At 60.9% G+C, this 26,399-nt stretch carries 30 protein-coding genes; 9 read left to right on the top strand and 21 right to left on the bottom strand.

All coding sequences use genetic code 11. From position 1 onward, the window contains the following. Positions 1 to 4: 4 nt before the first annotated feature. The 6 genes from AAIE04_RS11455 to AAIE04_RS11480 all read right to left on the bottom strand — a co-directional run bounded on the left by AAIE04_RS11455 (position 5) and on the right by AAIE04_RS11480 (position 4,056). Entirely contained in the window at positions 5 to 1,192 is a 1,188-nt protein-coding gene (locus AAIE04_RS11455) for an amino acid aminotransferase (RefSeq protein ID WP_498576961.1), read from the bottom strand. Positions 1,193 to 1,250: 58 nt separating this feature from the next. Beyond that, positions 1,251 to 1,622: a RidA family protein gene (locus AAIE04_RS11460; protein ID WP_498576962.1), complete on the bottom strand. Its 372-nt coding sequence runs from the start codon at positions 1,620 to 1,622 to the stop codon at positions 1,251 to 1,253. Position 1,623: 1 nt separating this feature from the next. Then, positions 1,624 to 2,421 carry an alpha/beta hydrolase gene (locus AAIE04_RS11465; RefSeq protein ID WP_198636666.1) on the bottom strand — a complete coding sequence of 266 codons (798 nt, stop codon included), beginning with the start codon at positions 2,419 to 2,421 and terminating at the stop codon, positions 1,624 to 1,626. A 21-nt stretch (positions 2,422 to 2,442) separates the two neighbouring features. Further along, complete coding sequence (locus tag AAIE04_RS11470; protein WP_498577072.1) at positions 2,443 to 2,700, bottom strand: hypothetical protein; 258 nt, start codon at positions 2,698 to 2,700, stop codon at positions 2,443 to 2,445. Next, complete coding sequence (locus tag AAIE04_RS11475) at positions 2,660 to 3,427, bottom strand: enoyl-CoA hydratase-related protein (RefSeq protein WP_498576963.1); 768 nt, start codon at positions 3,425 to 3,427, stop codon at positions 2,660 to 2,662. The genes AAIE04_RS11470 and AAIE04_RS11475 overlap by 41 nt, the downstream gene beginning before the upstream one ends. A gap of 413 nt (positions 3,428 to 3,840) precedes the next feature. Continuing rightward, positions 3,841 to 4,056 (bottom strand): glycogen synthesis protein, encoded by a 216-nt coding sequence (locus tag AAIE04_RS11480; protein ID WP_049201387.1) that lies wholly within the window; start codon positions 4,054 to 4,056, stop codon positions 3,841 to 3,843. Positions 4,057 to 4,267: 211 nt separating this feature from the next. Here AAIE04_RS11480 and gabD point away from each other — a divergent pair, with 211 nt between their 5' ends. From gabD to AAIE04_RS11495, 3 genes are all read left to right on the top strand, one after another. Beyond that, positions 4,268 to 5,743 carry an NADP-dependent succinate-semialdehyde dehydrogenase gene (gene gabD / locus AAIE04_RS11485; RefSeq protein ID WP_019453474.1) on the top strand — a complete coding sequence of 492 codons (1,476 nt, stop codon included), beginning with the start codon at positions 4,268 to 4,270 and terminating at the stop codon, positions 5,741 to 5,743. Between the two features lie 101 nt (positions 5,744 to 5,844). Next, entirely contained in the window at positions 5,845 to 6,258 is a 414-nt protein-coding gene (locus AAIE04_RS11490; RefSeq protein WP_498576964.1) for a GyrI-like domain-containing protein, read from the top strand. 22 nt (positions 6,259 to 6,280) lie between these two features. Then, positions 6,281 to 6,649 carry a glyoxalase superfamily protein gene (locus tag AAIE04_RS11495; RefSeq protein ID WP_498577066.1) on the top strand — a complete coding sequence of 123 codons (369 nt, stop codon included), beginning with the start codon at positions 6,281 to 6,283 and terminating at the stop codon, positions 6,647 to 6,649. Positions 6,650 to 6,655: 6 nt separating this feature from the next. On the opposite strand, the gene AAIE04_RS11500 is transcribed toward AAIE04_RS11495, so the two are convergent. Beyond that, positions 6,656 to 7,051 carry a (R)-mandelonitrile lyase gene (locus AAIE04_RS11500; protein ID WP_019453472.1) on the bottom strand — a complete coding sequence of 132 codons (396 nt, stop codon included), beginning with the start codon at positions 7,049 to 7,051 and terminating at the stop codon, positions 6,656 to 6,658. Between the two features lie 173 nt (positions 7,052 to 7,224). Here AAIE04_RS11500 and AAIE04_RS11505 point away from each other — a divergent pair, with 173 nt between their 5' ends. Next, the gene (locus tag AAIE04_RS11505) at positions 7,225 to 8,118 is read left to right on the top strand and encodes a LysR family transcriptional regulator (protein ID WP_498576965.1); all 894 of its coding nucleotides are present in this window, start codon (positions 7,225 to 7,227) and stop codon (positions 8,116 to 8,118) included. On the opposite strand, the gene AAIE04_RS11510 is transcribed toward AAIE04_RS11505, so the two are convergent. Further along, positions 8,115 to 9,104: an aldo/keto reductase gene (locus AAIE04_RS11510; RefSeq protein WP_498576966.1), complete on the bottom strand. Its 990-nt coding sequence runs from the start codon at positions 9,102 to 9,104 to the stop codon at positions 8,115 to 8,117. The genes AAIE04_RS11505 and AAIE04_RS11510 overlap by 4 nt on opposite strands. Positions 9,105 to 9,465: 361 nt before the next feature. Here AAIE04_RS11510 and pqqU point away from each other — a divergent pair, with 361 nt between their 5' ends. The 4 genes from pqqU to AAIE04_RS11530 all read left to right on the top strand — a co-directional run bounded on the left by pqqU (position 9,466) and on the right by AAIE04_RS11530 (position 14,673). Beyond that, positions 9,466 to 11,562, top strand: coding sequence for a TonB-dependent receptor PqqU (gene pqqU, locus AAIE04_RS11515; protein WP_232094183.1), 2,097 nt, complete (start codon positions 9,466 to 9,468; stop codon positions 11,560 to 11,562). 148 nt (positions 11,563 to 11,710) lie between these two features. Next, entirely contained in the window at positions 11,711 to 14,083 is a 2,373-nt protein-coding gene (locus tag AAIE04_RS11520; protein ID WP_498576967.1) for a glucose/quinate/shikimate family membrane-bound PQQ-dependent dehydrogenase, read from the top strand. Positions 14,084 to 14,311: 228 nt separating this feature from the next. Continuing rightward, positions 14,312 to 14,497: a hypothetical protein gene (locus tag AAIE04_RS11525; RefSeq protein WP_198636673.1), complete on the top strand. Its 186-nt coding sequence runs from the start codon at positions 14,312 to 14,314 to the stop codon at positions 14,495 to 14,497. Then, complete coding sequence (locus AAIE04_RS11530) at positions 14,494 to 14,673, top strand: hypothetical protein (RefSeq protein WP_019453466.1); 180 nt, start codon at positions 14,494 to 14,496, stop codon at positions 14,671 to 14,673. The genes AAIE04_RS11525 and AAIE04_RS11530 overlap by 4 nt, the downstream gene beginning before the upstream one ends. Positions 14,674 to 14,688: 15 nt before the next feature. Here AAIE04_RS11530 and AAIE04_RS11535 read toward each other — a convergent pair whose 3' ends face one another. The 10 genes from AAIE04_RS11535 to AAIE04_RS11580 form a co-directional block, all read right to left on the bottom strand. Further along, positions 14,689 to 15,294, bottom strand: a complete 606-nt coding sequence (locus tag AAIE04_RS11535) for a helix-turn-helix transcriptional regulator (RefSeq protein WP_154746453.1) — start codon at positions 15,292 to 15,294, stop codon at positions 14,689 to 14,691. A gap of 121 nt (positions 15,295 to 15,415) precedes the next feature. Continuing rightward, a complete protein-coding gene (locus AAIE04_RS11540) occupies positions 15,416 to 16,258 on the bottom strand; it encodes an MrpH family fimbial adhesin (protein ID WP_498056636.1) in 843 nt (280 codons plus the stop codon). Between the two features lie 39 nt (positions 16,259 to 16,297). Continuing rightward, the gene (locus tag AAIE04_RS11545) at positions 16,298 to 16,855 is read right to left on the bottom strand and encodes a fimbrial protein (RefSeq protein ID WP_019453463.1); all 558 of its coding nucleotides are present in this window, start codon (positions 16,853 to 16,855) and stop codon (positions 16,298 to 16,300) included. Then, complete coding sequence (locus AAIE04_RS11550) at positions 16,852 to 17,343, bottom strand: fimbrial protein (RefSeq protein WP_498576968.1); 492 nt, start codon at positions 17,341 to 17,343, stop codon at positions 16,852 to 16,854. The genes AAIE04_RS11545 and AAIE04_RS11550 overlap by 4 nt, the downstream gene beginning before the upstream one ends. A gap of 15 nt (positions 17,344 to 17,358) precedes the next feature. Beyond that, positions 17,359 to 17,850, bottom strand: coding sequence for a fimbrial protein (locus AAIE04_RS11555; RefSeq protein ID WP_498576969.1), 492 nt, complete (start codon positions 17,848 to 17,850; stop codon positions 17,359 to 17,361). Between the two features lie 9 nt (positions 17,851 to 17,859). Beyond that, on the bottom strand, positions 17,860 to 18,468 hold the full coding sequence (locus AAIE04_RS11560) for a fimbrial protein (RefSeq protein WP_498576970.1): 609 nt from the start codon (positions 18,466 to 18,468) through the stop codon (positions 17,860 to 17,862). A gap of 49 nt (positions 18,469 to 18,517) precedes the next feature. Then, entirely contained in the window at positions 18,518 to 19,276 is a 759-nt protein-coding gene (locus tag AAIE04_RS11565; protein WP_019453459.1) for a fimbria/pilus periplasmic chaperone, read from the bottom strand. 33 nt (positions 19,277 to 19,309) lie between these two features. Continuing rightward, complete coding sequence (locus AAIE04_RS11570) at positions 19,310 to 21,850, bottom strand: outer membrane usher protein (RefSeq protein WP_498576971.1); 2,541 nt, start codon at positions 21,848 to 21,850, stop codon at positions 19,310 to 19,312. 56 nt (positions 21,851 to 21,906) lie between these two features. Then, positions 21,907 to 22,452 carry a fimbrial protein gene (locus tag AAIE04_RS11575; RefSeq protein WP_498576972.1) on the bottom strand — a complete coding sequence of 182 codons (546 nt, stop codon included), beginning with the start codon at positions 22,450 to 22,452 and terminating at the stop codon, positions 21,907 to 21,909. Positions 22,453 to 22,536: 84 nt separating this feature from the next. Next, a complete protein-coding gene (locus AAIE04_RS11580; protein ID WP_019453456.1) occupies positions 22,537 to 23,061 on the bottom strand; it encodes a fimbrial protein in 525 nt (174 codons plus the stop codon). Between the two features lie 775 nt (positions 23,062 to 23,836). Between AAIE04_RS11580 and AAIE04_RS11585 the strand changes: the two genes are divergently transcribed. Continuing rightward, a complete protein-coding gene (locus tag AAIE04_RS11585; RefSeq protein ID WP_019453455.1) occupies positions 23,837 to 24,100 on the top strand; it encodes a FaeA/PapI family transcriptional regulator in 264 nt (87 codons plus the stop codon). A 56-nt stretch (positions 24,101 to 24,156) separates the two neighbouring features. Here the strand turns inward: AAIE04_RS11585 and AAIE04_RS11590 are convergent, their stop codons facing one another. The 3 genes from AAIE04_RS11590 to AAIE04_RS11600 form a co-directional block, all read right to left on the bottom strand. Next, positions 24,157 to 25,590: an EmmdR/YeeO family multidrug/toxin efflux MATE transporter gene (locus AAIE04_RS11590; protein ID WP_498056639.1), complete on the bottom strand. Its 1,434-nt coding sequence runs from the start codon at positions 25,588 to 25,590 to the stop codon at positions 24,157 to 24,159. 114 nt (positions 25,591 to 25,704) lie between these two features. Then, the gene (gspS, locus tag AAIE04_RS11595) at positions 25,705 to 26,103 is read right to left on the bottom strand and encodes a type II secretion system pilot lipoprotein GspS (protein ID WP_019453453.1); all 399 of its coding nucleotides are present in this window, start codon (positions 26,101 to 26,103) and stop codon (positions 25,705 to 25,707) included. 77 nt (positions 26,104 to 26,180) lie between these two features. Then, entirely contained in the window at positions 26,181 to 26,381 is a 201-nt protein-coding gene (locus AAIE04_RS11600) for a hypothetical protein (protein ID WP_019453451.1), read from the bottom strand. Positions 26,382 to 26,399: the final 18 nt, after the last annotated feature.

Consider the following 26,399-nt stretch of genomic DNA (forward strand, 5'->3'; position numbering starts at 1 on the left):
AGAGTTAGACGGTACGGGTGACGTCGAGAATGGCGGCGGTCACGTAATCGATATTGCCGGGGTTGAGCCCCGGCAGGCACATGCGGCCGGGCGCAACCAGATAGATGGCGTAGCGTTGCCGCAAGGTTTGCAGCTGCGTTTCGTTCAGGCCGGTATAGCTGAACATGCCGCGCTGATCGCGAATGCGCCGGTGATCCAACGAAGAGCCGCCCCGCGCCAGCCCGGCGGCCAGCTGCTCACGCATCTGCTTGATGCGCGAGCGCATTTCCGCCAGCTCGTTGCGCCAAAGCGCACCGAGTTCGGCATCACCGAGCAGGGTTTCCACGATCTGGCTGCCGTGTGTCGGCGGGCAGGAGTAGCTGCGGCGGATCAACGTTTTTAACGCGCCTTTGACGTTGGCGGCGTTTTCCGCATCGGCGCAGCGCACCGACAGCGCGCCCAGTCGCTGGCCGTACAGCGCCACGTTTTTGGAGAACGAGTTGCAGACCAAAAACGGCAAGTCGATTTTCAGCGCTTCGCGTACTGCCAGACAATCCTCGTCCAACCCGTCGCCGAAGCCCTGATAGGCGATATCGAACAGCGGCAGCAGGTTGCGCCGCTGCAGTACGGCGAGCGTAGCGCGCCACTGCTCCGGCGTCAGATCGGTGCCGGTCGGGTTATGACAACAAGGATGCAGCAAGACCACGCTGCCAGGCGCCAGGTTGCTCAGCGCGTCGAGCATGGCGGCGAAACGCAGGCCGCCCACCGCCTCGTCAAAGTAGGGATAGGTTTTCACCTGCAACCCGGCGCCTTCAAAAATCGCCCAGTGGTTGGCCCAGGTGGGATCGGACACCCAGATCTCGCTGCGCGACAAAAAGTGGCGCAGAAAATCCGCCGCCAGTTTCAGCGCCCCGGAGCCGCCGACGGTCTGCACCGTGGCGATGTCGGCCACAGTTCGCTCACCGAACAGCAGCGTCTGCACCTGGCGAGCGAACTGCGGCGAGCCTTCGATCGGCGGGTAGCCATGCGGGCGACGCAGCGCCAGCAGGCGTTGCTCGGCGGCCGCAACCGCCTGCATCAGCGGAATATTCCCCTGCTGGTCGTAATACAGCCCAATGCCTAAATTCACTTTGTTCGGATTGGGGTCCTGCAAATAGGCTTCCATCAGCGACATAATAGGATCGGCTGCGGAAGGCGCAATCTGTTTAAACATGACGCATCCTTAATTCATTATTGAATTAATATAAGAACGGATTTAAGCGGAAATTAAATCAGGCGATAGCGCTGACGGTAATTTCTATTTTCATTCCCGGCGCCACCAGTTTTTCGACAATCACCGTGGATCGGTTAGGGTAAGGATAATTAAAGTATTCTCGGTAAATATTATCGAGACATTTAACGTCGTTGACGTCGGTAAGATAAACGATCACCTGCAAGACCTTATCGCTGTGGCTGCCCGCCGCCTTCAGCGTTTGCGCCAGATTGTCGAAGGTCAACGCAATCTGTTGCTCCGGCGCGCCGGTCTCGATGCTGCCGTCCGCCCGCACCGGGCCATGAGCGGTAAACAGCATGCCGCCGCCCCGGGTAGCCCAGGAAAAAGGCTGGCCGATTTCCGGCAGCCCGGTCTCTACGATCTCGCGCATGTCAGTGTTTCCCATGATGATCAAGTTGGCGAAGCAGCGCGCCGTCGGCGGCGAACAACGCATCCAGAATGGTGAAATGGTTGGCGCCGGGCACCGCGACCAGTTCCGCCGGCAGCCCATGTTGATGCAGCGCCGCGTGATAGTGGCGCGACTGGCCGATCAGTTCCGGCAGCTCAGCCGCGCCGTAATACAGCGTGAGCGGTTTGGTTCGCGCCGGCAGGTGGCGCGCTGGGCTGAGCGTTTCAATCTGCCGTGCGGTCAGCTGCAGCGCCCGGTTGACATAGCTTTCTCGCAGCGGCGCCAGCTCGAACAGGCCGCTGATGGGAAAGACCGCATCCACCATCGCATGCTGCTGCCAAAACGCCGCCAGATGCCCGCCGGCGGAATGGCCGCACAGGTGCACCGGATGGGCGTCGTGCGGCGGCAGGCGACGCTGAATGGCATCCAATGCGGCGCCGATCTGCCGACAAATAGCGTCAAGATTAACCGCCGGCGCCAGCGTATATTCCACCAGCACCACGTCGAATCCCAACGCCAACGGCCCGGCGGCGATAAAGGCGAAATCCGCCTTATCGCAAAATTGCCAATAGCCGCCGTGAATAAAAATTAACGTCCCCTGATGTTGCTTTGCAGAATAGAACCAATCCAATGTTTCGCGTTCGCTTTCACCGTAAGCAATATTCTTTTCATGCCGCGTCTGATTATAAACGGCCGCGCTGCGGGTTTGAAACGAAGCCAAAATAGCCGCTTCATCATCCACCGTAGCGCCGTTATCATAGCTCCCCGCAAGTTGTCTCATATATTAAACTTCGTTTATTATTTAAAATATAAAGTAACTATTAGCAGCGGCAAAATTATTGTCAAGATGGGCGTTGCAGCAATGCGCGTCCGGTAAAATAAAACCTCGTTTGCGGCGAAAAAGTTTAACCCATGAAACTTTTTCGCCGCCGGCCGCGTTTATTTTTGCCATGAAAATAGCACGAATGCCGAGGGCGATCGCTGAGAGGTTGCTGGCCGCACCGAGCCAGGCATCGGGGTCATACCAGATTGGTGAAGTCTGGCCGGCGCTTTTGCACAAAGGCGGCAAATGCCTCTCTGGCCTCCGCGCTTTGCAGCCGCGCCATGAAAACGCTCAACTCCAGGTCGGTCTGGGCAATGAGATGCTCGGCATCACGCATGAGTTTTTTCGTTGCCTGCAGCGAAATCGCCGGTTTGGCCGCCAGCCTCAGCGCGACCTGACGCGCCTCCTCGTCGAGAGCGGCGAGCGGAACGCATTTGTTCGCCATTCCCCAGGCAACCGCGTCCTGCGCGGCGACGGGCTCACCGAGAGCGAACATCTCAAAGGCTCTGACATGGCCTATCCGCGAAGGTAACAAATAGCTCGAGGCGGCCTCCGGCACCAAGGCTAAATTCACGAACGGCGTGCTCAACTCCGCATTATCGGCAACCAGCACATAATCACAGTGCAGAAGCATGGTGGTGCCAACACCGACCGCCTTCCCCTGCACCGCGGCGACGAGAGGTTTGGTGATACTGGCCAGGCTCTTTAAAAAGCGCACGACCTCTTGCCCCCCGCTGCCTTGCATGACCTGCGAAGCAAATTCATTGATGTCATTGCCGGCAGTAAACATGTCGCCCGCCGCCTGGAGCAGAATGACGCGAATGTCCGACTCCGCTTCCGCAATAGCCAAAGCATCGGCCAAAGCCGCATACATCGCCGTCGTTAGCGCATTCTTTTTATCCGGCCGTGTTAACGCGATCGTGAGAATACCTTCGTTCTTGTTGATGGCGATGTCAGCTGTCATGTCCCCCCCTTTATTTTCAAACGCGGCTCATTCATCCGTTTGCTGCGGCTAAAACACATAAAGATATTGCCCCAGCCAAATCACAGCATGTCGAATGCCTGTATGAGTATAGGTTGCAATATCGATGCAGAGAGCGTCAAAAGACAACACCATAAGTAGGGCTGGCATTGAAGAACTCACATGCTGTTTATTTTAGCGTACGGAGAACGGCATTCAGAATGGTAAAGCATGACGCGCCGCCGGATACCCTCAGTAAACGACGTCCTCAGCGGGGAGATTGGCGATGACATTGATAAGCGCTCACATACCCAGGCAGAGCACTGTCAAAAGGTAGAAAATACGTCAGGCAAAATTGCCGTTCGCCTCAGCTTAAGCGAACGGCGGCGCCTGCGATGTCGGGAAACATCGGCAAATTACAGGCTGTGTTCGGCCGCCGCTGCGGCCTGATAAAGCTGACGAAAATAACTCAACCGCGCAAAGAACAGGCGGCTTTGCTGCTCCGACATGTTGCCGGCCACCTGCCCGGCGTCAATCTGCCGCCCTTGCCACTCCATCAGGGCGATGCTCGACGCCAAAAAATCCATTTCGCTGCCGTAGGCCGCGAGATGCCTGTCCACTGATTTCATCATTCGCACACTCCTTTTAATCACATCGAAAAGGGTCATATGCCTGCTCTTTCAGTATCGACCCGGCGGCGGATGTTTTTTGTACAGAAGGTGCGCATAAAGAAAACGGTCATCTTGTCGCCGCGTCGGCAAACGGCGGCGGCAAAGTTTGCTAGGGTAAAGGGTAGCCGTATGGGATAGACCATTCTGTTGAACTCAGCAAAGGAAGAGACCAATGAGCACCAGTATCTGCGCGACCCTCAAGGATCCCACGCTGTTCCGCGAGGCCAATTACATCGACGGCCAATGGTTGCCGGCCCATGAGGGCCGCGCCATCGCCATTCATAACCCCGCCAACGGCGAGCTGGTCGGCCACGTGCCGGCCTTCGGCGCCGAAGAAACCGCGCGCGCCGTCGCCGCCGCAAAAAAAGCGCTGCCCGCCTGGCGCGCCCTGACCGCCAAAGAGCGCGCCGGCAAGCTGCGGCGGCTGTTTGAACTGATGATGGAGAATCAGGAAGATCTGGCGCGCATCATGACGGCGGAACAGGGTAAACCCCTGGCCGAAAGCCGCGGTGAAATCGCCTATGCCGCCTCCTTTATCGAATGGTTCGCCGAGGAAGGGAAGCGGGTCTATGGCGACACCATTCCGCAGCCCCAGTCGGGCCGCCGCATTATCGTGCAGAAAGAGCCGATCGGCGTGTTCGCCGCCATCACTCCGTGGAACTTCCCGGCGGCGATGATCACCCGTAAAGCCGGCCCCGGCTGGGCGGCAGGCTGCACCGGGGTGATCCGTCCCGCCAGCCAGACCCCGTTCTCGGCGCTGGCAATCGCCGTACTGGCGGAGCGCGCCGGGCTGCCCGCCGGGGTATGCAACGTGATAACAGGCCCGAGCAAGGGCATCGGCGGCGAGCTCACCGCCAACCCGGACGTGCGTAAACTCTCCTTCACCGGCAGCACCGAAGTCGGCGCGCAGCTGCTGGCTCAGTGTGCGCCCACCATCAAGAAAACCAGCATGGAGTTGGGCGGCAACGCGCCGTTTATCGTATTCGACGACGCGGATCTGGACGCCGCTGTGGCCGGCGCAGTCGCCTCCAAATACCGCAACGCCGGCCAGACCTGCGTCTGCACCAACCGGTTTTTGGTGCAGGATGGCGTGTACGACGCCTTCGCCGCCAGGCTGAAAGCCGCCGTCGCCAAGCTGAAAGTCGGCAACGGCCTGGATGATGGCGTCACCATCGGCCCGTTGATCAACCAGGACGCGGTGGAGAAAGTGCGCGAGCATATCGCCGACGCCGTCGAACACGGCGCCTCGGTGCTGCTGGGCGGCAAGCCTGACGCGTTGGGCGGCAATTTCTTCACCCCGACCATCCTGACCGACGTGCCGCGCACGGCAAAAATCTTCCGTGAGGAAACCTTCGGCCCGGTGGCGCCCCTGATCCGCTTCAGCCAGGAAGCCGAAGCCGTCGAAATGGCCAACGACACGCCGTTCGGCCTGGCCGCTTACTTCTACAGCCGCGACATCGGCCGGGTGATGCGCGTGGCCGAAGCGCTGGAGTACGGTATCGTCGGCATCAACGAAGGGTTGATCTCCACCGAGGTAGCGCCGTTCGGCGGCATGAAGCACTCCGGCTTGGGCCGCGAAGGGTCCAAATACGGCATCGAAGACTATCTCGAGATCAAATACCTGTGCCTCGGCGGCCTGGGCGCCTGATGCGATCGGCCCCCGCACCTGCGGGGGCCATACCTGGCGGATCCGGCAAGCCTTTGCTACCTTTAGGCATCTCTTTCAAGCGGTTAAAAGGAATTTCCCCTATGCAGCCTACCTCGGTGCACTTGCACGGCTTTTACGTCGCCGGCCAAACAGTCAGAACCACCAACCAGAACGAAACCCAAGCCGAAACGGCAAAGATTCCCGCGCTGTGGTCGGATTTTTTCGCTACCTCACCCGCCCTGCCGGTATACGGGGTCTATTCCAATTACGCTTCCGACGCCAGCGGGCCGTTTGACGTCACCGCCGGCAGTGAGGCACAGAGCGGTTTGCACATCCAACCCGGCCGCTATCTGGTCTTCTCCGCCCGTGGCGCGATGCCGGCGGCGGTCATCGAAGGCTGGCAGCGCATCTGGGCCTACTTCGCACAACACCCTGAGATCGAACGCCGCTTCCTGACCGACTTCGAAGCCTATACCGGCCCCGACGCGGTCGATATCCACATCGGCTGCCGCTAACGCGGCAATGAGGTCAACGATGATCGCCTTCTCGCCCGCCATTCCGATCCTGCACATCTTTTCGGTCGACAAGGCCAAAGAGTTTTACCTGAATTTTCTCGGTTTCACGCTGGAGTGGGAGCACCGTTTCAGCGAAGACCTGCCGCTGTACATGCAGATTGCCCGCGCCGGGCTGACACTGCACCTGAGCGAACACTACGGCGACAGCACGCCCGGCGCCGCCATTTTCATTCCGATGCAGGACATCGATGCGCTGCATCGCGAACTCACGGCCAAAAACTACCGCTATGCACGGCCGGGCTTGGAGATTGTCGATTGGGGCAAGGAACTGAACCTCACCGATCCGTTCGGCAACCGCCTGCGGTTCTGCGAACAGAACCGCCGGTCCTGAGCGCCGTTATTGCCGGTACTCCGCCTCGCTGACCGGCTCCAGCCAGGTCACCGGGCTGCCGTCCACCGCTTCGGCGATGGCGATATGGGTCATGGCGCAGTCCGGCGTCGCGCCGTGCCAGTGTTTGACATCCGCCGGGATCCAGACGATATCGCCGGGGTGCATTTCCTGCGTCTTCTCGCCCCACATCTGGATCCAACCGCGCCCCTGAGTGACGATCAGCGTCTGACCGAGCGGGTGAGTATGCCAGGCCGTGCGGGCGCCGGGCTCGAAGGTGACGGTTGCGCCGCCCACTCTGGCCGGCGCCTCGCCGGCGAACGGCGCGTCGATGCGCACCTGCCCGGTAAAGTAATCCGCCGGGCCGCGCTGCGAAGGGATCGAACCGCTGCGTTGTATTTTCATCTGTAGTGTCCTCCGCGCCGGCTCTCACAGCCGGCGCTGATAGTCATGGGTCAGTGATGCCAAGATAGCGCCATGCTTTTCCAGCGACTAGCGGCTAAAATGCGCAAGGAGCTATGAGCTCAATTCATAAATCTACGCGTGGCCGCGCCCTAACCTTGCTCTCCGGTGCCGATATGCTGAAAGAAAACTTTAACGACCTGATCGCTTTCCTGATGGTGGCCAGAGAACGCAGCTTCACCAAAGCGGCGGCGCAGCTCGGGGTGTCTCAATCGGCGCTCAGCCACGCTATCCGCGGGCTGGAAGAACGCCTGGCGCTGCGCTTGCTTACGCGCACCACCCGCAGCGTGGCCCCCACCGAGGCCGGTGAGCGGCTGCTCAACAGCATCGGCCCGCGCTTTGCGGAGATAGAAAGCGAGCTGAACGCGCTGGGTGAAATGCGCGATCGCCCCGCCGGCAACATCCGCCTCACCGCCGGCGAACACGCGGTGGATGCGGTGCTGTGGCCGGTGCTGCGCACTTTTCTCGTCGATTACCCGGACATCAACGTGGAAATCACCGTCGACAATAGCCTGACCGACATCGTCGCCGGGCGTTTCGACGCCGGCATCCGGCTGGGGGAACAGGTGGCGAAGGACATGATCGCGGTACGCATCGGCCCGGACATGCGCATGGTGGCCGTCGCCTCACCCACCTATTTCGCCCGTCACGGCCTCCCCGCCACGCCGCAGGCATTGCAAAACCACCGTTGCATCAATATGCGCCTGCCCACCCTCGGCGGGTTGTACGCCTGGGAGTTCGCCCGCGATGGCCGGGAGATCAAAGTCCGGGTGGAGGGGCAATTGACCTTCAACAGCCTGCGCCAGCGAATCGACGCCGCACAGCTCGGTCTCGGCATCGCCTTCGTGCCGGAAGACAGCGTCGCCGAGGCGCTTGCCGACGGGCGCTTGCAGATGGCGCTGGACGAGTGGTGCCCGCCGTTTCCCGGCTATTACCTCTATTACCCAAGCCGCAGGCAACACACCACCGCCTTTGCGCTGCTGATTGAGGCGCTGCGGCGCGGGGCTTAACGCCCGACGTTCTTTTGCAGATGCGCCGGGTAGCGATCGCCGATCACGTCGATAGCGGAGAGCGCACGCTCAATCTCGCCCAGTTCGTCCGCCGTCAACACCACCGACGCCGCCGCAAGGTTTTCTTCCAGTCGGTGACGCTTAGTGGTTCCCGGGATTGGCACGATCCACGGCTGCTGCGCCAGCAGCCAGGCCAGGGCGATCTGCGCCGGCGTCACGCCCTTGCGCTGCGCTATCTGCCCCAGCACGCTCACCAGCGCCTGATTGGCCCGGCGCGCCTCGGTGCTGAAGCGCGGCACCACGTTGCGAAAATCGCCGCTGTCAAAGGCGGTGTCTTCGGTGATGGCGCCGGTGAGAAAGCCCTTGCCAAGCGGGCTGAACGGCACCAGACCGATGCCCAGTTCCGCCAGCGTCGGCAGGATTTCACGCTCCGGCTCGCGCCACCACAGCGAATATTCGCTTTGCAGTGCCGTGACCGGCTGCACCGCATGGGCGCGCCGAATGGTTTGCGCGCCGGCTTCCGACAGGCCGAAGTACTTCACTTTCCCTTCGCGAATCAGTTGCTGCACCGTGCCCGCCACCTCTTCGATAGGCACCTCGGGATCGACGCGGTGTTGATACAGCAGATCGATAGTCTCTACCCGCAGGCGCTGCAGCGAACCTTCCACCGCCCGGCGAATATGCTCCGGGCGGCTGTTCAACACCTGTTGCCCCGCCGGTTGCGGCAGATCGAAACCGAACTTGGTGGCGATGACGACCCGATCGCGCACCGGCGCCAGCGCTTCGCCCAACAATTCCTCGTTCGTGAACGGACCATAAATCTCGGCGGTATCGAAGAACGTCACGCCCTCGTCAACCGCGGCACGGATCAGATCGATCGCCTGCCGCTTGTCGGTAGCCGGGCCGTAGCCAAAACTGAGCCCCATGCAGCCCAGACCCAACGCCGATACTTCCAGCCCTTCGCGCCCCAACTTACGTGTTTGCATCTTCACTCTCCTGCGGATGGATACCGGCCCCCTGACACAGAGCCGCTCGGATGAGATGACTGTAAAAGACCCATGCCGCCATGACTATGGGGCAAAATACGCTTGAGCTTATGAGTCAGTTTCATTAATCCGCTAACCGTCTCAGCGGATTGAACATTTTCCGGGAACGTTCCTTCCGCAGATACTCTATACTGATGTCAGGATGCACTACCCTTTTCGTTTAGCGTCATGTAGATGGAGTGACAGATGGCTAACCCTGAATCGATCAGCGATTCCCTTTTAATACCAGTGGCAGATTTATCCCATGACCAATAAGAAAAGCGCCGTGCTGACCCCGGCGGCGATGCTATTGCTGCAACCCATGTTCATCGGCCAGGCGTCAGCGGCGGAAAAAACTGAAGAAAAGAGCGACACCCTGGTGGTGATGGCGCAACCTACCGGCCTCACTGAGCTGGGATCGCCGGTGTCCGTCAGCGTGATCGACGGCCAGGATCTGCGCAACGCCGCCCCGCAGATTAACCTGTCGGAAAATCTTGGCAGCGTGCCGGGCCTGCAGCTCCAGAATCGGCAAAACTATGCGCAGGATCTGCAGCTATCGATACGCGGCTTCGGCAGCCGTTCGATGTTCGGCGTGCGCGGGGTGCGCATGTACGTCGACGGCATTCCCGCCACCATGCCCGACGGCCAGGGGCAAACCTCCAACATTGACATCAATTCCGTCGAACGCATCGAGGTACTGCGCGGCCCCTATTCCGCGCTGTACGGCAACGCCTCGGGCGGGGTCATCAACGTTGATACGATAACCGGCACCCAGCCGCCGACGCTGGAAGCCGGCGGCTATTTCGGCAGCGACAACACCTGGCGTTACGGGGTGAAAGCAACCGGCGCCACCGGCGACGGCACCCAGGCCGGCGACGTTAACTACGCCCTCTCCGGCACCCGCTTTACCACCCAGGGCTACCGCGATCACAGCGCCGCGCGGAAAAACCTCGGCAACGGCAAGCTCGGCGTGCGGCTGGACGACGTCAGCACCCTGACGCTGATGTTCAACAGCGTCTCGATTGACGCCGGCGATCCGGGCGGCCTGACCGAGGCGGAATGGAAAGAAAACCCACGCCAGGCACCGCGCGCGGATCAATACAACACCCGCAAATCGCTCGACCAGACCCAGGCCGGCCTGCGCTATCAGCGCCAGATGAGCGAACGCGACGAACTGACGCTGACCGCCTACCACGGCGAGCGCCACACCACGCAGTACCAATCGATCCCGAGCGGACCGCAGCTCAACCCCACCCACGCCGGCGGGGTGATCGTGCTGGAAAGGAAATATCAGGGCATTGACACTCGCTGGAAGCATGAGGATACTCTCGCCTCGTTACCGGTAACACTGATCGGCGGTCTGGATTATGAAACCATGACCGAACGCCGGCAGGGGTTCGAAAACTTTATTCTGCGAGACGGCAAAGTGGACTACGGCGAGAAAGGCGACCAGCGGCGCAACGAGAAGAACCGCATCTGGAACCTGGATCCTTACCTGCAAACTTCCTGGCAACTGACGCCACACTGGACGCTGGACGCCGGCCTGCGCTACAGCACGGTCAGCTTCGATTCGACCGACTACTACATCACCCCGCGCAACGGCGATGACAGCGGCAGCAAACGCTATCACCAGTGGCTGCCGATGGGCTCGCTCAACTACAAAATCAGCCCGGCGTGGAACGTCTATCTCTCCGCCGGCCGCGGCTTCGAAACCCCGACCATCAACGAACTCTCCTACCGTCCCGACGGCCAGGCGGGTCTCAACATCGGCCTGCAGCCATCCACCAGCGACACCGTCGAACTGGGCAGCAAACTGCGCCTCGGCAACGGCCTGGTGAGCGCCGCCCTGTTCCAGACCGATACCGACAACGAGCTGGTGGTGGCGGAAAGCAGCGGCGGGCGTACCAGCTACGCCAACGCCGGCAAGACCCGGCGGCGTGGTCTGGAGCTGGCGCTGGATCAGGAGTTCGCATTGGACTGGCGCCTGCATATGGCCTGGACGCTGCTGGACGCCACCTACCGCAGCGAGATGTGCGGCAAAGCCGTTTGTACCCCGGCCCAAACCATTCCCGCCGGCAACCGCCTGCCGGGCATCGCCCGCAACATGGGCTACGCCTCACTGGCCTATGCGCCGCCGGAAGGCTGGCACGCCGGGGCGGAGCTGCGCTACATGAGCGACATTCAGGCCAATGACGCCAACAGCGCGCAGGCCCCCGCTTACACCGTGGCCGGCGTGAACGCCGGCTATCGCTTTACCTGGAACCGCTGGGCGCTGGACGTGTTCAGCCGGGTGGACAATGTTTTCGATCGCCGCTACGTCGGTTCGGTGATCGTCAACGAAGGCAACGGCCGCTATTTCGAGCCGGCGCCGGGGCGCAACTGGGGTGGCGGCGCCACCTTGTCTTATCGCTTTGAATAAGGCAAAGCACCTTAAGGTTAAAAAACGGGATGGGTTTTACGTCACCCTAGCGGCTTCTCGCTGAAATAGTAGGGAGAAACCGCGTGTTTTTTGCGATTTGGCTTAATCTCTAAATCGGGGACTTTCATTTTTTGGTAAGGGTATTGCTATGCAAAATAAAGCGTCACTATCGCCGCTTATCGTCATAACGGCGCTGTTTGCCGCGCTGAGCGGGCTCTATCTGCTCGGCGGCGGCATCTGGCTCGCCAAGTTGGGCGGTTCGCTGTATTACATCATCGCCGGGCTGGTGCTGCTGGCGACCTCATGGCTGCTGTTCCGCCGCCGCGCCACCGCGCTGCTGCTGTACGCGGTGTTCCTGTTGGGCACCACCCTTTGGGCCCTGTGGGAAGTCGGCCCGGACTTCTGGGCGCTGACGCCGCGGCTCGACGTTACCTTCTTCTTCGGCCTGTGGCTGGTGCTGCCGTTTATCTACCGCAAGCTGGTCGCTAACGGCAAGTTCGCCTACGGCGCGCTGAGCGCGGCGCTGGTCATCACCGTCATCGCGCTGGCCTATGCCGTGTTCAACGATCCGCAAGAGATCAACGGTACGCTCGACGCCGCGCAGGTACAGCCGAAAGACACCACCGGCGCAGACTGGCCGGCCTATGGCCGCACCCAGGAAGGCACTCGTTATTCGCCGCTGAGCCAGATCAACGACAAAAACGTCGGCCAGCTGCAAGAGGCCTGGCGTTTCCAGACCGGCGATCTGAAGACCGCCAACGATCCGGGCGAGATCACCAACGAAGTCACACCGATCAAGATCCGCGATACCCTTTACATGTGTACCCCGCACCAGAAGCTGTTCGCGCTGGATGCCGCCACCGGTAAAGAGAAGTGGAAATTTGATCCGCAGCTGAAATATAACCCGACCTTCCAGCACATCACCTGCCGCGGCGTGTCTTACCACGAAACCGCTGCGGCTGCGGGCGCCGCCGGCGACGCCGCACCGGCAATGTGCGCGCGCCGCATCATTCTGCCGGTCAACGACGGCCGTCTGTTCGCGCTGGATGCCGAAACCGGTAAACCGTGCCCAGACTTCGCCAACAACGGCGAGCTGAATCTGCAGAGCAACATGCCGTATGCGACGCCGGGCCACTACGAGCCGACTTCGCCGCCGGTGATCACCGATAACGTGATCGTCGTCGCCGGCGCCGTGACCGACAACTACTCCAACCGCGAGCCTTCCGGCGTGATCCGTGGCTTCGACGTCAACAGCGGCAAGCTGCTGTGGGCCTTCGATCCGGGCGCGAAAGATCCGAACGCCATCCCGGCGGACGAGCATCACTTCGTGCCGAACTCGCCGAACTCCTGGGCGCCGGCCGCTTATGACGCCAAGCTGGATATCGTTTATCTGCCGATGGGCGTCGCCACGCCGGACATCTGGGGCGGCGATCGCACCCCGGAAATGGAGCGCTACGCCAGCGGCCTGTTGGCGCTGAACGCCTCTACCGGTAAGCTGGTCTGGTTCTATCAGACGGTCCACCACGATCTGTGGGATATGGACGTGCCGGCGCAGCCGACCCTGGCGGACATTACCGACAAGAGCGGCAAAAAAGTGCCGGTCATCTATGTGCCGACCAAAACCGGCAACATCTTCGTGCTGAACCGCACCAACGGCGAGCTGGTAGTGCCGGCGCCGGAGAAACCGGTACCGCAGGGCCCGGCCAAGGGCGATCGCCTGTCGCCGACCCAGCCGTTCTCCGAGCTGACCTTCCGTCCTGAGAAGAAACTGACCGGCGCGGACATGTGGGGCGCGACCATCTATGACCAACTGGTCTGCCGCGTGATGTTCCACAACCTGCGTTATGAAGGCACCTTCACCCCGCCTTCCGAGCAGGGTACGCTGGTGTTCCCGGGTAACCTGGGCATGTTCGAATGGGGCGGCCTGGCCGTCGATACCGATCGCGAAATCGCCATCGCCAACCCGATCGCGCTGCCGTTCGTTTCCAAACTGATCCCACGCGGCCCAGGCAACCCGATTGAACCGCCGGAAGGCGACAAAGGCGGCAGCGGCACCGAAACCGGTATCCAGCCGCAGTATGGCGTGCCGTTCGGCGTCACCCTGAACCCGTTCCTGTCACCGTTCGGCCTGCCGTGCAAACAGCCGGCCTGGGGTTACATTTCCGCCGTTGATCTGAAAACCAACAACATCGTGTGGAAAAAACGCATCGGCACCGTGCGCGACAGCTCACCGCTGCCGCTGCCGTTCAAAATGGGCATGCCGATGCTGGGCGGCCCGGTGACCACCGCCGGTAACGTGTTCTTCATCGGCGCCACCGCAGACAACTACCTGCGCGCCTTCAGCGTGACCAACGGTGAAAAACTGTGGGAAGCGCGTTTGCCGGCCGGCGGCCAGGCGACGCCGATGACCTATGAGGTCAACGGCAAGCAGTACGTGCTGATCTTCGCCGGCGGCCACGGTTCCTTCGGCACCAAGCTGGGCGACTATGTGATCGCGTACGCGCTGCCCGATCAGAAGTAACCGTCTGGGTTAATACTCCGCAAAGCACGCCATAAGGCGTGCTTTTTCTTTTTATGCCCCGCCGAAACGCCCGCCCGCAATACCCCTATTTTTTTCATCTTCAATATTGATAATAATTATCATTCGCAATATTATGGCTTTGTGGCCAGGCAGTGGCCCGCAATCCTTCTCCAGCTTAATGGGCAATACGGCAGTCGGCCGCCTTCAGGCGGCCTTATTCGGAGGCGCATGGTCGACCATACTCGGAAACATCGAAAGAAAATCCTGCAAGCGGCGGTGAAAACGCGGCGCGCCGGCGTAGCGTTCGTGCCGGCCTTTCCCTCCACCCCGTCTTTTGTCGGTTTGCCTCACCAGACGCAAGCCGTGCTGGTACATTTGATCGGCCATGATGACGCACAGGAGGAACATGAATGAACCTGCAGCCCTTTACCGCCATGCTGATGTTTGCCTACGTGCTGCTGATGGTGCCGCTGCTCTACGTCATCGACAGCCGGCTGAGCGCCAGCAGGCTGGTGCGCAAAGCCACGCAAAACGTCATCATCATCGCGTTGACCCTGCTGTTCTTCAGCGCGATGACGCTGCTGTATTGACGCCCCCCCGGCCGCTTACCCTTGCGGCCGCTCTACGGTGTTCAATCCGCCCAAGCGCAGCCAGCGGTAGAGATCCGCGTTGCGCTTGAACCCCAGCTTCCTCATCGCCGCCTGCTTGTGGTTGCTGACGGTTTTCACGCTCAGACGCAGGTTGCGCGCGATGGTGGCCTGCGGTAATTCACTGGCCAGATAGCGCATCACATCCCGTTCACGGCGAGTAATGCGCTGACGTTCACACCAATAGCAACGGTGTGCGACATCGCCATGCGCCCGCGCCGTCAGTGCCCGCTCCAACTGGCGTAAGACGCTGCCCGGCGAGTCGTTGCGGAAAATGACGCCCGTTTCGCTGGCGCAGCGCGGGTTCTCGCGCCAACGGGTATCGTCCGGCACACGCAACGCAAAGTTCATCGGCCGGCCGCCGCTCGCTGACCGCAGGCAGAAGCGCGCCTGCCAGTCTCGCGCCACGGACTGAAACACCATATCCGCCCGGTGCGCCAGGGCAGCGTCGAGCAGTTGCACCCGTATGCCGCGACGCGCGAAATACGGCAGCAGCAGTTGCTGCAAACCGTCAATAAAGAAACGGTCATTATCGATAAACGCCAGAGTGATGGTGCTTTCCATCGGCACGCTCCCTTTGAAATAATCCTTCCCGGCCGCCGCCGGGCGTGAGTCATCCTCCCGGATGACGCGCGCCGCCATGACACAGCGCCGTATCGTGGCGGCGCGCGGCGGGATAATACGGCTACGGCAGCGCCAAAATGGCGACTGATTGGCCCGAGTAATTGCCGGCCTTGATGGTGCCCGTCACGCCGAGCGTGGAGGTGATCGGCACCGTGACTCCGCGCGTATCCGCAGTGAACTGATACCCCAGGTTGCCCAGGGCGCCGTTGATGCGCAGCGTGCTGTAGACGCCGGAGCTCCCCAGATCCAGGCGGCCATTGCTGCCGACGCGGATATACATGACGATGTTCATCTTCTGCGAGCAAACCACGCGCAGGCTGCCGCGCGCCGTGTTGCCCGCCAATTCGGTATCCGGTAATACGCCGTGGTTCAGATCGAGCTGTTGCTCATCGATGCCGCACACCCCGACCGGCGGCGGCGCGATGCCGCAGACGCTGCTCGGCATCAGCCGTGCGCTGGACCCCACAACGGCGGAACCGGAACTGGTGGTATAAAACAGCCCCACGCACTCCTGAGTGATGGGATCGCCCACATGTGAGGTTTTGCCGCTAATCGGCAACGGGTAATAGCGCTGGTAATAGCTGCTGAGTTCCCCCATCGTCTTCAGTTTGGTGATCTGCGGATGTACGGAGGAACCGACAACCGAAGCCGATGGCGTCACATCGGTGCTGCCGCCGGTGTTGGCGCTGGTGTGACGGTGGTTGATCCCGATCGCGCACTGGCTTTGCTGATAGCACGGGTTTGGCGACGGATCATCCGTATCCCAGCTCTCAAGCACATACTCATACTTGGCGTCACTGGGGGAACCGCTGCTTTTGGTCACGTAGGAGTAAATTTGCGCCGAGCACAGCCCCGGCAGCAGGCCAAGCAGTAAGTACATCGCGCTGAAGTGAACACGCTGCATCGCGTCATATCCTTATTCTGTTTTGCCGGAACCCGGCGCTCATTGGTAATCCAGACTGAAAGTCGCAATAGCGCTGAAAGCGCCGCGGCCGAGGGTTCGCTTTGCCAACGCTTCCGGTTCGCCGCGCACATAGGCCTGTATGCCAATCACCGTGCCGCCGTCCTGCAACGGGTACTTGCCGCCGGCGCTGTTGAGCGGCAAAGGCTGCCCCTGCAGCGTCTCCATACCGATGGCGATCCCACGCGCCTGGCTGCTCGCCGCCAGCGCCAGCAGCCCCGGCAGCTGCGCATTCTCCGTTCCTTTGAAGGTGATCGACACCGTCTTGCCCAGGCTGAGATCGCACTGCGCCAACCGCAGCTCGAAAGGTTGCCCCTGCGTGCGCTGGTTCAGGTACAGGTACTTGTCGACCAGCGTGCCGAAATCCAGCTCGATGTCTTCGTCGCCCGGCTGAATAACGCAGGGTTCCGCCACCAGCGCACCGCGCATGCGTAGATTGTCTGCGGCCTGCGCGGCCCCGTTCACGCCCAGCGCCAACAGCACCAGGCCGATAACGCCCCGGCCGCCTTGCGTTGTTTTCACGCTCGCCTCCTCCTTCATTGATACTCGGCCCGCAGCGTCGCCGTGGCATCGAACGCGCCTTCCGTCAGGGTTTCACCCGATTTGCCGACCGGTACCGCCTCCAGCACCGGCGGCTTGGCCGGATCGACAGGCAGCGCGCTGCCCACTTTGAACGGCTGTGCGTTCTGGTAAATGCGGATGCCCAGATAGCGCCGGTCGGTTTGCACCGCCGCTTCGTCAAACGTCGCGGCGGTGCCGGTCAGGCTCAACAGCATGTCCCATTTGCCGATCCCCGGTTCGCAGCGAATGCGGTAACCGATATTTTGCCGATAGTTCACGCCATCAACCTTGTTAATGCCGACGCGATCGCCGAAGTTCACGTCGATGATCCCGTCATCGTTAATGGTGCAGGGCGGCGGTTCGATCAGCGTGCCGCGAAACTGCATATCGACCGTTTTCTCCGCCCAGGCGAAATGGCACGCCATCCCGGCGCACAGCAGCACGCTCGCCGTAAAACGTAGTTTCATGCTCTCGCTCCCGCGTTACTGGTAATCCACCTTCATGGTGGCGCCCGCGGTGAACTCGCCCGCCGCCAGTTTGGCTGTGGCCGACTTCACCGGCACCGCTTCAAGCGTCGGCGCGGTCGGGTAGGTAAAGTTCAACCACTGGTTGATCGGCCAACGGCGGCCACCGCTCATCAACGCAATGCCCAACCCGTCTTTACTGGTGCGCAGCAGCTGGCCGTCGAAACCGCTCGCCGTCCCCTGTACCTGCAGCTTGAGCCCGTTGCTGCTCTGCCCGCTGCACGTCAGCGTGTAACTCACCGCCCGCCGATAGTTGACGCCATCGATGCGGGTGGTCATCACTTCGTCGCCAAAATCCATTTCGATCGGCCGCCCGCCATTGATGATGCAGGGTGGAGAAAGCACGGTGACCCGCACGTTCACCGTGGTCGCCTGAGCCGGCGGAAGGCCCAGCGCCAGCAGCCCCGCCAACCCAATCAGCGCCCGGCCCCGTGTTATCCTCAGCACCATGTCCTCGCCTCAGTCATAGTTCAGCCTAAAGTCCACCGTCGCCCGATAAGCGCCGGCCATCAACGGCGCCGCAGTCCGCTCCGGTGCCACGCTGTAGCTCAGCGCGTCTTGCCCCGGCGTCAACAGCAGCGGCTCGCCGCGGCTCCCCAGCCGAACGTCGCGGCCACGGCCATCACGCAGGCGCAGCCCCACCCCGGAAACGCCCTGCGCCTTCACCAGCTGCGGGTTGTCGCTGTCCGCCACCGAGGCGAAGCTGACCGTCACCGCCGGCTGATTCGGCGCCCAAACCAGCGCGCCGGTGCGCGCATCACGCTGGCCGCCCGGGGTGCGCAGGCAATCCATCAAACGCAGCTCGAACGCCACCGGCCGCCCGCGATCGCCGGCCTGGCGCATGCGCGCGGTGCCGGTCTCACCCAGCCAGATCTCCTGCCGCGCGCTGGTCATCTCCAGTCGACAGGCGCTCTCCGTCAGCGCGCCGTACACCTGCAGCACGCCATGGGCGCCCTCCACCTGCCAGTTGTCCACCACGTCGGCCTGCGCCGAAGGCATCGCGACCACGCCAAGGCTGAGCGCCAGCATCAACGCGCGCTCGCCGACCTTTCTCCGTTCTCGTTTCATCCTTTTCCCCTGAATGGCTCTCCCGTCGACACCGCCCGCTCACGGTGGGTCATGACGCCGCCCGTTTTTCCGGCACCACCTTGCAGCTCGCGCCGCTGCAGCTGAAGCTCAGCTGCGGCCGGCCGCCGTAATCGTTGATATAGGTCAGCACCGGGCTGCCGCCCAGCCCCGCAGCGCCTACGGTCAGGCGCGCCTGGCTCTTCGGCGCGATCATGAAGGGCTCAAACCCTTTCACGCCCTCACCGCCCTTTTTGCTGCCCGCATCGACGATGGTGATGTAGTACGGCGTCGGGTTATTGACCTGGTAACTCTCCCCTTGCCGCGTCAGCGTCAGCTGCTCCTGCCATGGCGTCGCCATGTCGGTGCGGCTCGGCACGATCGCCGCCGGGCGATAAAACAGCTTGATGCGCGTCTGCAGCGCGATCTGCAGCGTATTGGGCTTGTTGCTCTTCGGCGGTATCTCGCGCAGGTTGAAGTAGTACAGCGTCTCCCTGTCCTGCGGCAGCTGTCTGGCCGCCGGCAACGCCTGAATCTTGATCTGGCTCGGCTTACCCGGCTCGATGCGCTGCACCGGCGGCAAGACCACCAGCGGGCTTTGGATTTTGTTGCCCTGCTCGTCCTCCAGCCACCCCTGCGCCAGGTACGGCAGCTGCTTATTCTGATTGCTGAGATTGAGGCTGACCGAGTTCTGGCCGCCGTCGAAGATCACCCGGGTACGGTCGAGCGCGATCGCCGCCTGCGCGTGCTGCGACACCGTGGCGCCCAACAGCGCGAACGCCGCTGCGGTTTTCAGAGAAAAAATTTGCATGTTGTCGATAACTCCAGATTCAGGGTGATGGGTTTATTCAACCGGGGCCGATTGCGCCGCGGCGATCGGCCGACACGGCAGCAGCAGCGTGCGCGTCAGCATGTCGGCCGGCAGCGTTGCCGGCAGCTGCACCTGGCACTGCGCCGCGCCGCTCCAGTGCAGCGTCATGCTCTCACCGGCTCTGACGCCGCTCAGGTACACGCTGCCGCCGTCATTGACGATGCCGGTCTCTTGTTTGCGGGCGTTCAGCACCGTGGCGCCGAACGGCGGCGTGCTGCCGTCCGCCAGTTTGACGATCGCCATCGCTTTCTCGCCGGCGATAACGTCAAACTGACGGTAGCCGATCGCGCCTTCGGTCAGGGTGGCCTGCACCACCGAGCGGGTGGCTTCGGCGTTGTCGCCCAGTTTGTCCAGATCGATGCTGGCCTTGTTGCGGTAGTAGCTGTTGACGTCCGCCACCACCGCCTTGCCGAAGCGGTTGGTGCGAACGGTGCTGCCGTAACCGCGTACCGGCACCCCGCCCACGCCGTTGGTGTCCAGCAGCAGGCGCGTGCCGCCGATCATGCCGACGCGGTGCAATGCGCCGCCCTCCGGCGTCAGCGTCGCGCCGCCCTGCGCGGACACCCCCACGGCGCTGTAGCGCCCTTCCTGATAGCTGGCGTTGGCGCTCAGACGCGCCGCATCGCCCTCGTGGTTGTAGTAGCCGCTCAGGTTGGCGCCATGACGGGCGCTGCCGGCGCTCAGTTGGTAATTGTTGTGTTCATCGATTCGCTGGTAATAACCCACCCGGTTCGTGGTGTCGTTACGGTTCACCGTGCTGTTGTAGCTGAGCGTGGCGCCGTTGCCCCACGGCATCGACAGCGACAGGTACACGCCGTCGTCGTTGGTGTCGTTGTAACGGTTGCGATAGGCCGACAGCGACAGGTTCAGGTTTTTTATCTCGCCGAGATCGAAGTAGCTCGACAGCGTCAGGTTGTAACGGTCGTTGGACGGGCGATCCCAATAGGTCTGGTGGCTGTAGTTGAGGTAGCTGCTCAGCCCCCAGTCGCGGAACTGCTTGTTGAAGGTGATGGTGTACATCTCCTTGTTGTTGCCGACCCGGCTGCCGTAATAGCGCGCGTCGAGATACTCGCTCATGCTCATGAAGTCCTCTTCCGAGAAGCGATAGCCGGCGAAGGTGACCTGACTGTCCAGCTCGTCGAACGTTTTCGAATAGCTCACCCGGTAAGAGCCGCCGCTGAGCGTCTCGTCTCGCTGCGGCAACCGCGCCCGCGACTGGGTGGCGTCGAACGACAGCGCGCCGAACATCATCAGATCGCGGCCGACCCCCAACGACAGCGCGTTATAGTCGCCGCCCAGCAACGCACCGCCATACAGCGACCAACCATTGCTGACGCCCCAGGAAAACTCGCCGGTGCCGAACAGCGGCCCGCGTGAATGGTGTTGCCAGTCCGACGGTTTGCCGGCGGCCAGTTTGAAGCGCCACGATCCGGGGCGAGTCAGGTAAGGAATGCTGGCGGTATTGACCTTGAATGCTTGCACGCCGCCGTCCTGTTCCTCCACCCGCACGTCCAGCTCGCCGGTGACGGCGTCGTTGATGTCCTGAATGCGAAACGGCCCCGTCGCCACCTGGGTTTCATAGATCACCCGCCCCTGCTGGCTGATGGTCACCTTGGCGTTGGTCTTGGCGACCCCAACCACCTCAGGCGCATAGCCGCGCAGGTTGGGAGGCAGCATGTTGTCGTCCGACACCAGGCTCGCCCCCGAGAAACGGAAGCTATCGAAAATGCCCGAATCCAGATAGTCCTCGCCGAGCGTCAGGCGCGAGCGCAGCGCGGAAACGGCCCGATAGGCGTAATAGCGGCTCCAATCCAGGCGTTTTTCCGTGGATTGCCCGCTGCCGGTCTGATGATTGACCTGCCCCTGCCAGTCGGCGCGCAGACGCCACGCGCCCAGGTTGGCGCCGGCGGTGCCGTTGCCGCTGACGCTGTAACCACGCGTGCCGCCCTGCTGCTGCTGTCGGCTTTGTGCGTTGACGTTGTAATCGAACAGCAGCCCTGGAATGCCCTCATCCCAGCGCGACGGCGGATCCCAGTCATCCGAGCTGTATTCCAGGTAAGCCTGCGGCACGCTCAGGTAAAGCGTCCCCGTCGCCAGATCGCCCCGCGACACCATGCCTTTCAGGCTGGACTCATCCAGACACTCGCCCTGATGCCACCAGGTGAGCGATTGCATCGCCGCCGATTTCAGCCCAAGCTGATCGACCAACGCTTTAGCGACGCAGGCGCGGCTGCCGGCAGGATCGTTGTCCGGCGGATAAAAAGCGATTTTCTGCTCGGGCAACTCGCTTTTATTGAGATGAACCACCATGCCGTAACTTCCCGGCATAATGTATCCGCTGCGGGAAAATTGGCTTAGGTCGATATTTTTGCGATCGTTCACGTCCAAAATGTCGGCATTAAACTGAATGCCATCTTCGGCATAGACCCGCGTTGATGAACTTCCCAGCGCCAGCGTGATACATAATCCCAGCACCTGAAAACGAAATAGCTTCCCAGCAGGCGACAACATCATATCCCTAACCTTATATCGTATAATTCTGGCGTTACGGCTTGCCGCAATAACAGCGCTCAGTAATAATCCAGCTTGAACCGCACGGCGGAAAAATAGCTTCCCGCACGCATCGGCTGGTTATTGGCAACCAATTTAATGGAGTAATTGAGCGACATGTTGCCCGGCGTTATATCGCCCAGCGGCAATGGCCGGCCAGGCGCGGCGATATTCCCCAGGTCATCGGATATTTGCAGCGCGATGCCTTTCGCCTCACCGTGCACGCCAAATAAGTCGCCGTCGGCGTCGCCGTCGAAAACCACCTGAAACTGTCGCCAGTCCGGTAAATTCGGTTTTGGGCGCTCAAGCGTGCAGTTGATTAATTCGATGGTGAATGGGTGCGTATTCCCTAAGCCATCGCGCATAATATTTCCCGTCGGCATCACGGCCATATCGATAGTCTGCTCGCGGCTGCCGGCGGCAATCGCACAAGCGGTATCAATAATGGCTCCTTGCATATTTACGCGCCCCCAACCTTGAGAGCCGGACGCCGCCGACACGACCGGGCTCATCAGCGTGGCCATCAATATGCAAGGAGACACTAAAGGGTGAATAAACCGGCGCATTGAACCTCCTGACACTTGCCTTCCATCCAGGGAAAATGCATGCGGGGGTTCCCGCATGCAAAAAGTCACGCCAATGGCGCAGGCTTACTGGTAAGCCAGCTTGAAATCGGCCACGGCGGTGAAGTCGCCCGGAACCACGGCGGAGGAAGCGCCGTCGCCCTGCAGGTAAGCCGCGAAGCGCAACGTGTTGGTGCCGGTACCCAGGTTCTGTGGAGCCGTTGCGGTGCCCAGCTTGATCGGGTTGCTGGCGGTGTCGGTGATGGCGATGCTGGCGCCGCTGGCGGTGCCGACGATGCCCAGCAGGTCCTTGTTGGCGGTAGAGGCTTTGCCTTCGAAGGTGGTGGTGACGGTTTTCAGCGTCGAGTTGTCGCACTGTTCCAGCTTAATATCGAACTGGCGCGGCGCTGATTTGCCGCCATTTTTCAACGCAACGTTGGACACCTGGCCCATATCCACGGTCTGGTCCACGGTCTCGGGAGAAATGGAGCAAGGCGCATCAATAATGGAACCGGTAAACGTCACTTTGCCATGCCCTTGGTCGGCAGCATGCGCCAGAGAAGAAACGCCAAACGCCAGAACTGCTGTCAGCATGATTTTGTTCAGTTTCATAATTCACTTATTCCTTTAATTTATGTAAAAAGCGCAGGATCTCTCCCGTTCCTTTAACAGTTATTTATACAGTCCAGAATTAAAACGGTATTATTCGCAGCCGAAACAAATTCTCGCGATAATTAAACCGCGACTTTCATTTCACCATCACTCGTTTTAGGTACTCAGCGAAACCCATGCTGATGAGGAAGAAAAACGATCAAACCCGTGAACTTCCGTGAATATTTACCGCCCCACGGAAAATTCAACTAAGATTCAACTCACTCGTTTGTTTCGGCCCAAATATTGTTACAAAAACCGTCGTAATTTGAAAAGCCATTCCCGCCAAAAGCAATAAATACGAGATATAAGCCCAAAAACCACAGGGCAAATATATTTTTTCGAGACAACAGATCGTAAAATTAATAACCTCAGTCGATTATCTCGTAAAATATATATCATGCGACATTATTGATCGCCTTTTTTCTATTTGCGTTATAATGATTCGGAAATGGAAAGGGAGGCTTATCAATTCGGTCTGGTGAAAACCAGCACCGGGCAGTAAACCATGGAGAAAAACAATGAAGCACAGCCATTACATACAGCAGGCTGAACATTTAGCCACCCCATTACCGCTCCCGATACATGAACGTCGCAGGTTTATAGCAGCGGAAATATCGGGTTCAGGCAGGCGTTCGCTACCGGTTCAGGAAGGGTATTGCCGGGACAGGGCATTATTTTCCGGGCGACGCTTATCGTTATATCAAAACTCGGCTGAAGTTTAAGGGAGGCTGACATGATAAAACGCACGTCAAAACAACAAGAATTACAAAACCTGCAGCAGCATTTATTAACGACGCTGCACCGTCTCTGTCCTTCGGCCAACGGCACGGCCCCGCCGCCGCCCGGTGAGTGGCCCACCACTCGTCAGCTGGCCGAGTCCAACGACATCACCATCTATCAGGCGCGCAACTTGCTGTTGAACCTGGCCGGCAGAGGCAAAGTGTTGGTCACGCCGGGGCCGGTCAACAAGTCGTTGCGCTGGTACCCTTCCCTCTGATACACGATTTCGCCTGCCGGCCGCTCAGGGCGCCGGCAGGCTGCGCGCAGGCAAGATTAGCCGGCGTCCGTGCGCCGCACGCGCGGATATTTCCACAGCCAGCGCCCGCTGACCATGCGCCAGTAGAACAAGGCGCCGCGCACCGCCCAATCGAGGAACATCCCCAACCAGACGCCCACCACGCCCATGCCCAGCTCAATGCCCAGCGCATAGCCGGCCACCACGCGGCAGCCCCACATGCCGAGCATCGTCACCCACATGGCGAAGCGGGCGTCGCGCGCGCCTTTCAGCCCGGCGGGCAATACCCAGGAGGCGGCCCAGATCGGCATAAAGGCGGCGTTTAGCCAGATCAGGGTTTTCACCACCGTTTTCACATCATCCTGCGAGGTGTAAAACGCGGCGAACACCCCGGCCAGCGGCGCCGTGCCCCAGGCGATGGCGGTCAGCCCGAGGGTCGACAGCCAGAAAATATGGCGCAGCTGCCGCTCCGCCTGACCTATCTCGCCTTTGCCGAGCCGCCGGCCGACGATGATGGTCGAGGCCGATCCCAGGGCGTTGCCCGGCAAGTTGATCAGTGAAGCGATGGAGAAGGCGATGAAGTTACCGGCGATCACGTTGGTGCCCATGCCGGCGACGAACATCTGCGTCAACAGCTTGCCGCCGTTGAACAACACTGATTCGACGCTGGCGGGAATGCCGATCCCCAGCACTTCCCACAGGATGCTCATTTTCAGCGGTGTGAAATAGCTTTTCAGCGTGATGTGCAGCGCCGGGTTAAAACCGATCGCCAGCACATAGAGGATGGCGATCGCGCCGATATAGCGGGAAATCGTTAGCCCCAGCCCGGCGCCGACGAAGCCCAGACCGTGCCAACCCAGCATGCCGTAGATCAGGATGCTGCTGATGATGATATTGAGGATATTCATGCCGCCGTTGATCAGCAGCGGGATCTTGGTGTTGCCCGCGCCGCGCAGCGCGCCGCTGCCGATCAGCGCAATCGCCGCCGCCGGGTAGCTCCACACCGTGGTTTGCAGGTAAGAGAGCGCCAACGCTTTCACTTCCGGCGAGGCCGCACCGGCGATCACATCGATGATCTGCTCGCCCGCCAGATGAATGCCCGCCGCCAGCAACAGCGCCACGGCGGTCATCAGCACCAGTGACTGGCGCGCCGCGGCCCGCGCCCGCCGGCGATCGCGCTTGCCGAGGCTGAAGGCCACCACCACGGTAGTGCCGAGATCCACCGCGGCAAAAAAGGCGATGATCACCATGTTGAAGCTGTCTGCCAGCCCCACCCCGGCCATCGCCTCTTTACCTAGCCAGCTCACCAGAAAGGTGCTCAGCACCCCCATCAGCAAAACACAGGCGTTTTCCAGAAAGATCGGCACCGCCAGCGGCGTGATCTCGCGCCAAAACAGTACGCGGTAACTTTTCCGTTTGGCATACCAGGGCGTATTTTCCACGCGCTGACGCAGGGCGGCATACAGGTTCAAGATGGGCTCGATGGGTAAAAGTGAAACATCATTTCAAATGATGAGCGATAAATCGTTATCCTGCAAAGAATTTTTGGGCGCCCATGACGAGCGCCCGAAAGGGGGACGGCAACGCTACTCCATGTAGTCTTCCTGATCGGCCTGCGCCGCCGCGATAAAGCGCGCCGTGCTGCGGCTGAGCGCGGCGCATTTTTCCGTCAGCAATTGATTATCCTGTTGCAGGGTCAGGTAACGCGCCTGAGTGAGCGCCGGTAACTGCCGATACCCGGCCGCATGCGTATCCCAGCCGCGATGCTGCGCCGCACGCATCGCGGTGCGCTGCAGTTTCACGTCGTCCGGCACCTCGCTGCGCCCGCAGTCCACACGCAGAAAGTGCCCGCCGGCGAGCATCGAAGCGATATGATCCAACTGCGCCTGCAGCGGTGGCGCCGGCTTATGCGCCGTCTGCTGGCAACCCGCAAGCAGCAGCAACGCCACCGCGCCGCAAAGAGAAGTGCGAAACAGAGTAGACATGAAAGCCCCCGGAAAAGCGGTAGATGATGTGATGATCTTAGGCGAGCAGATGCCGGGCGGCAAGGCGAGCGGCACGCTCAGCGCCGACCGTTGCTGACCTTGGTGGCGCGGGCGGGGTTGCCGGCAACGAATTCCAGCGTGGGGGAATAGTAAAACGGCAGCCAGGCGTTATAGCCGCTCTCCCACTCCCATTTGACCGGGCAGGGCCACAGCATGTCTTCATGCAGGATGTAATAGATCCACCGCCCGGGCGGACGGCGCGGTTTACGCATTTTCATAACGGATACAACGGCCTG

This window comes from Serratia sp. Ae19-1, from assembly GCF_059801225.1.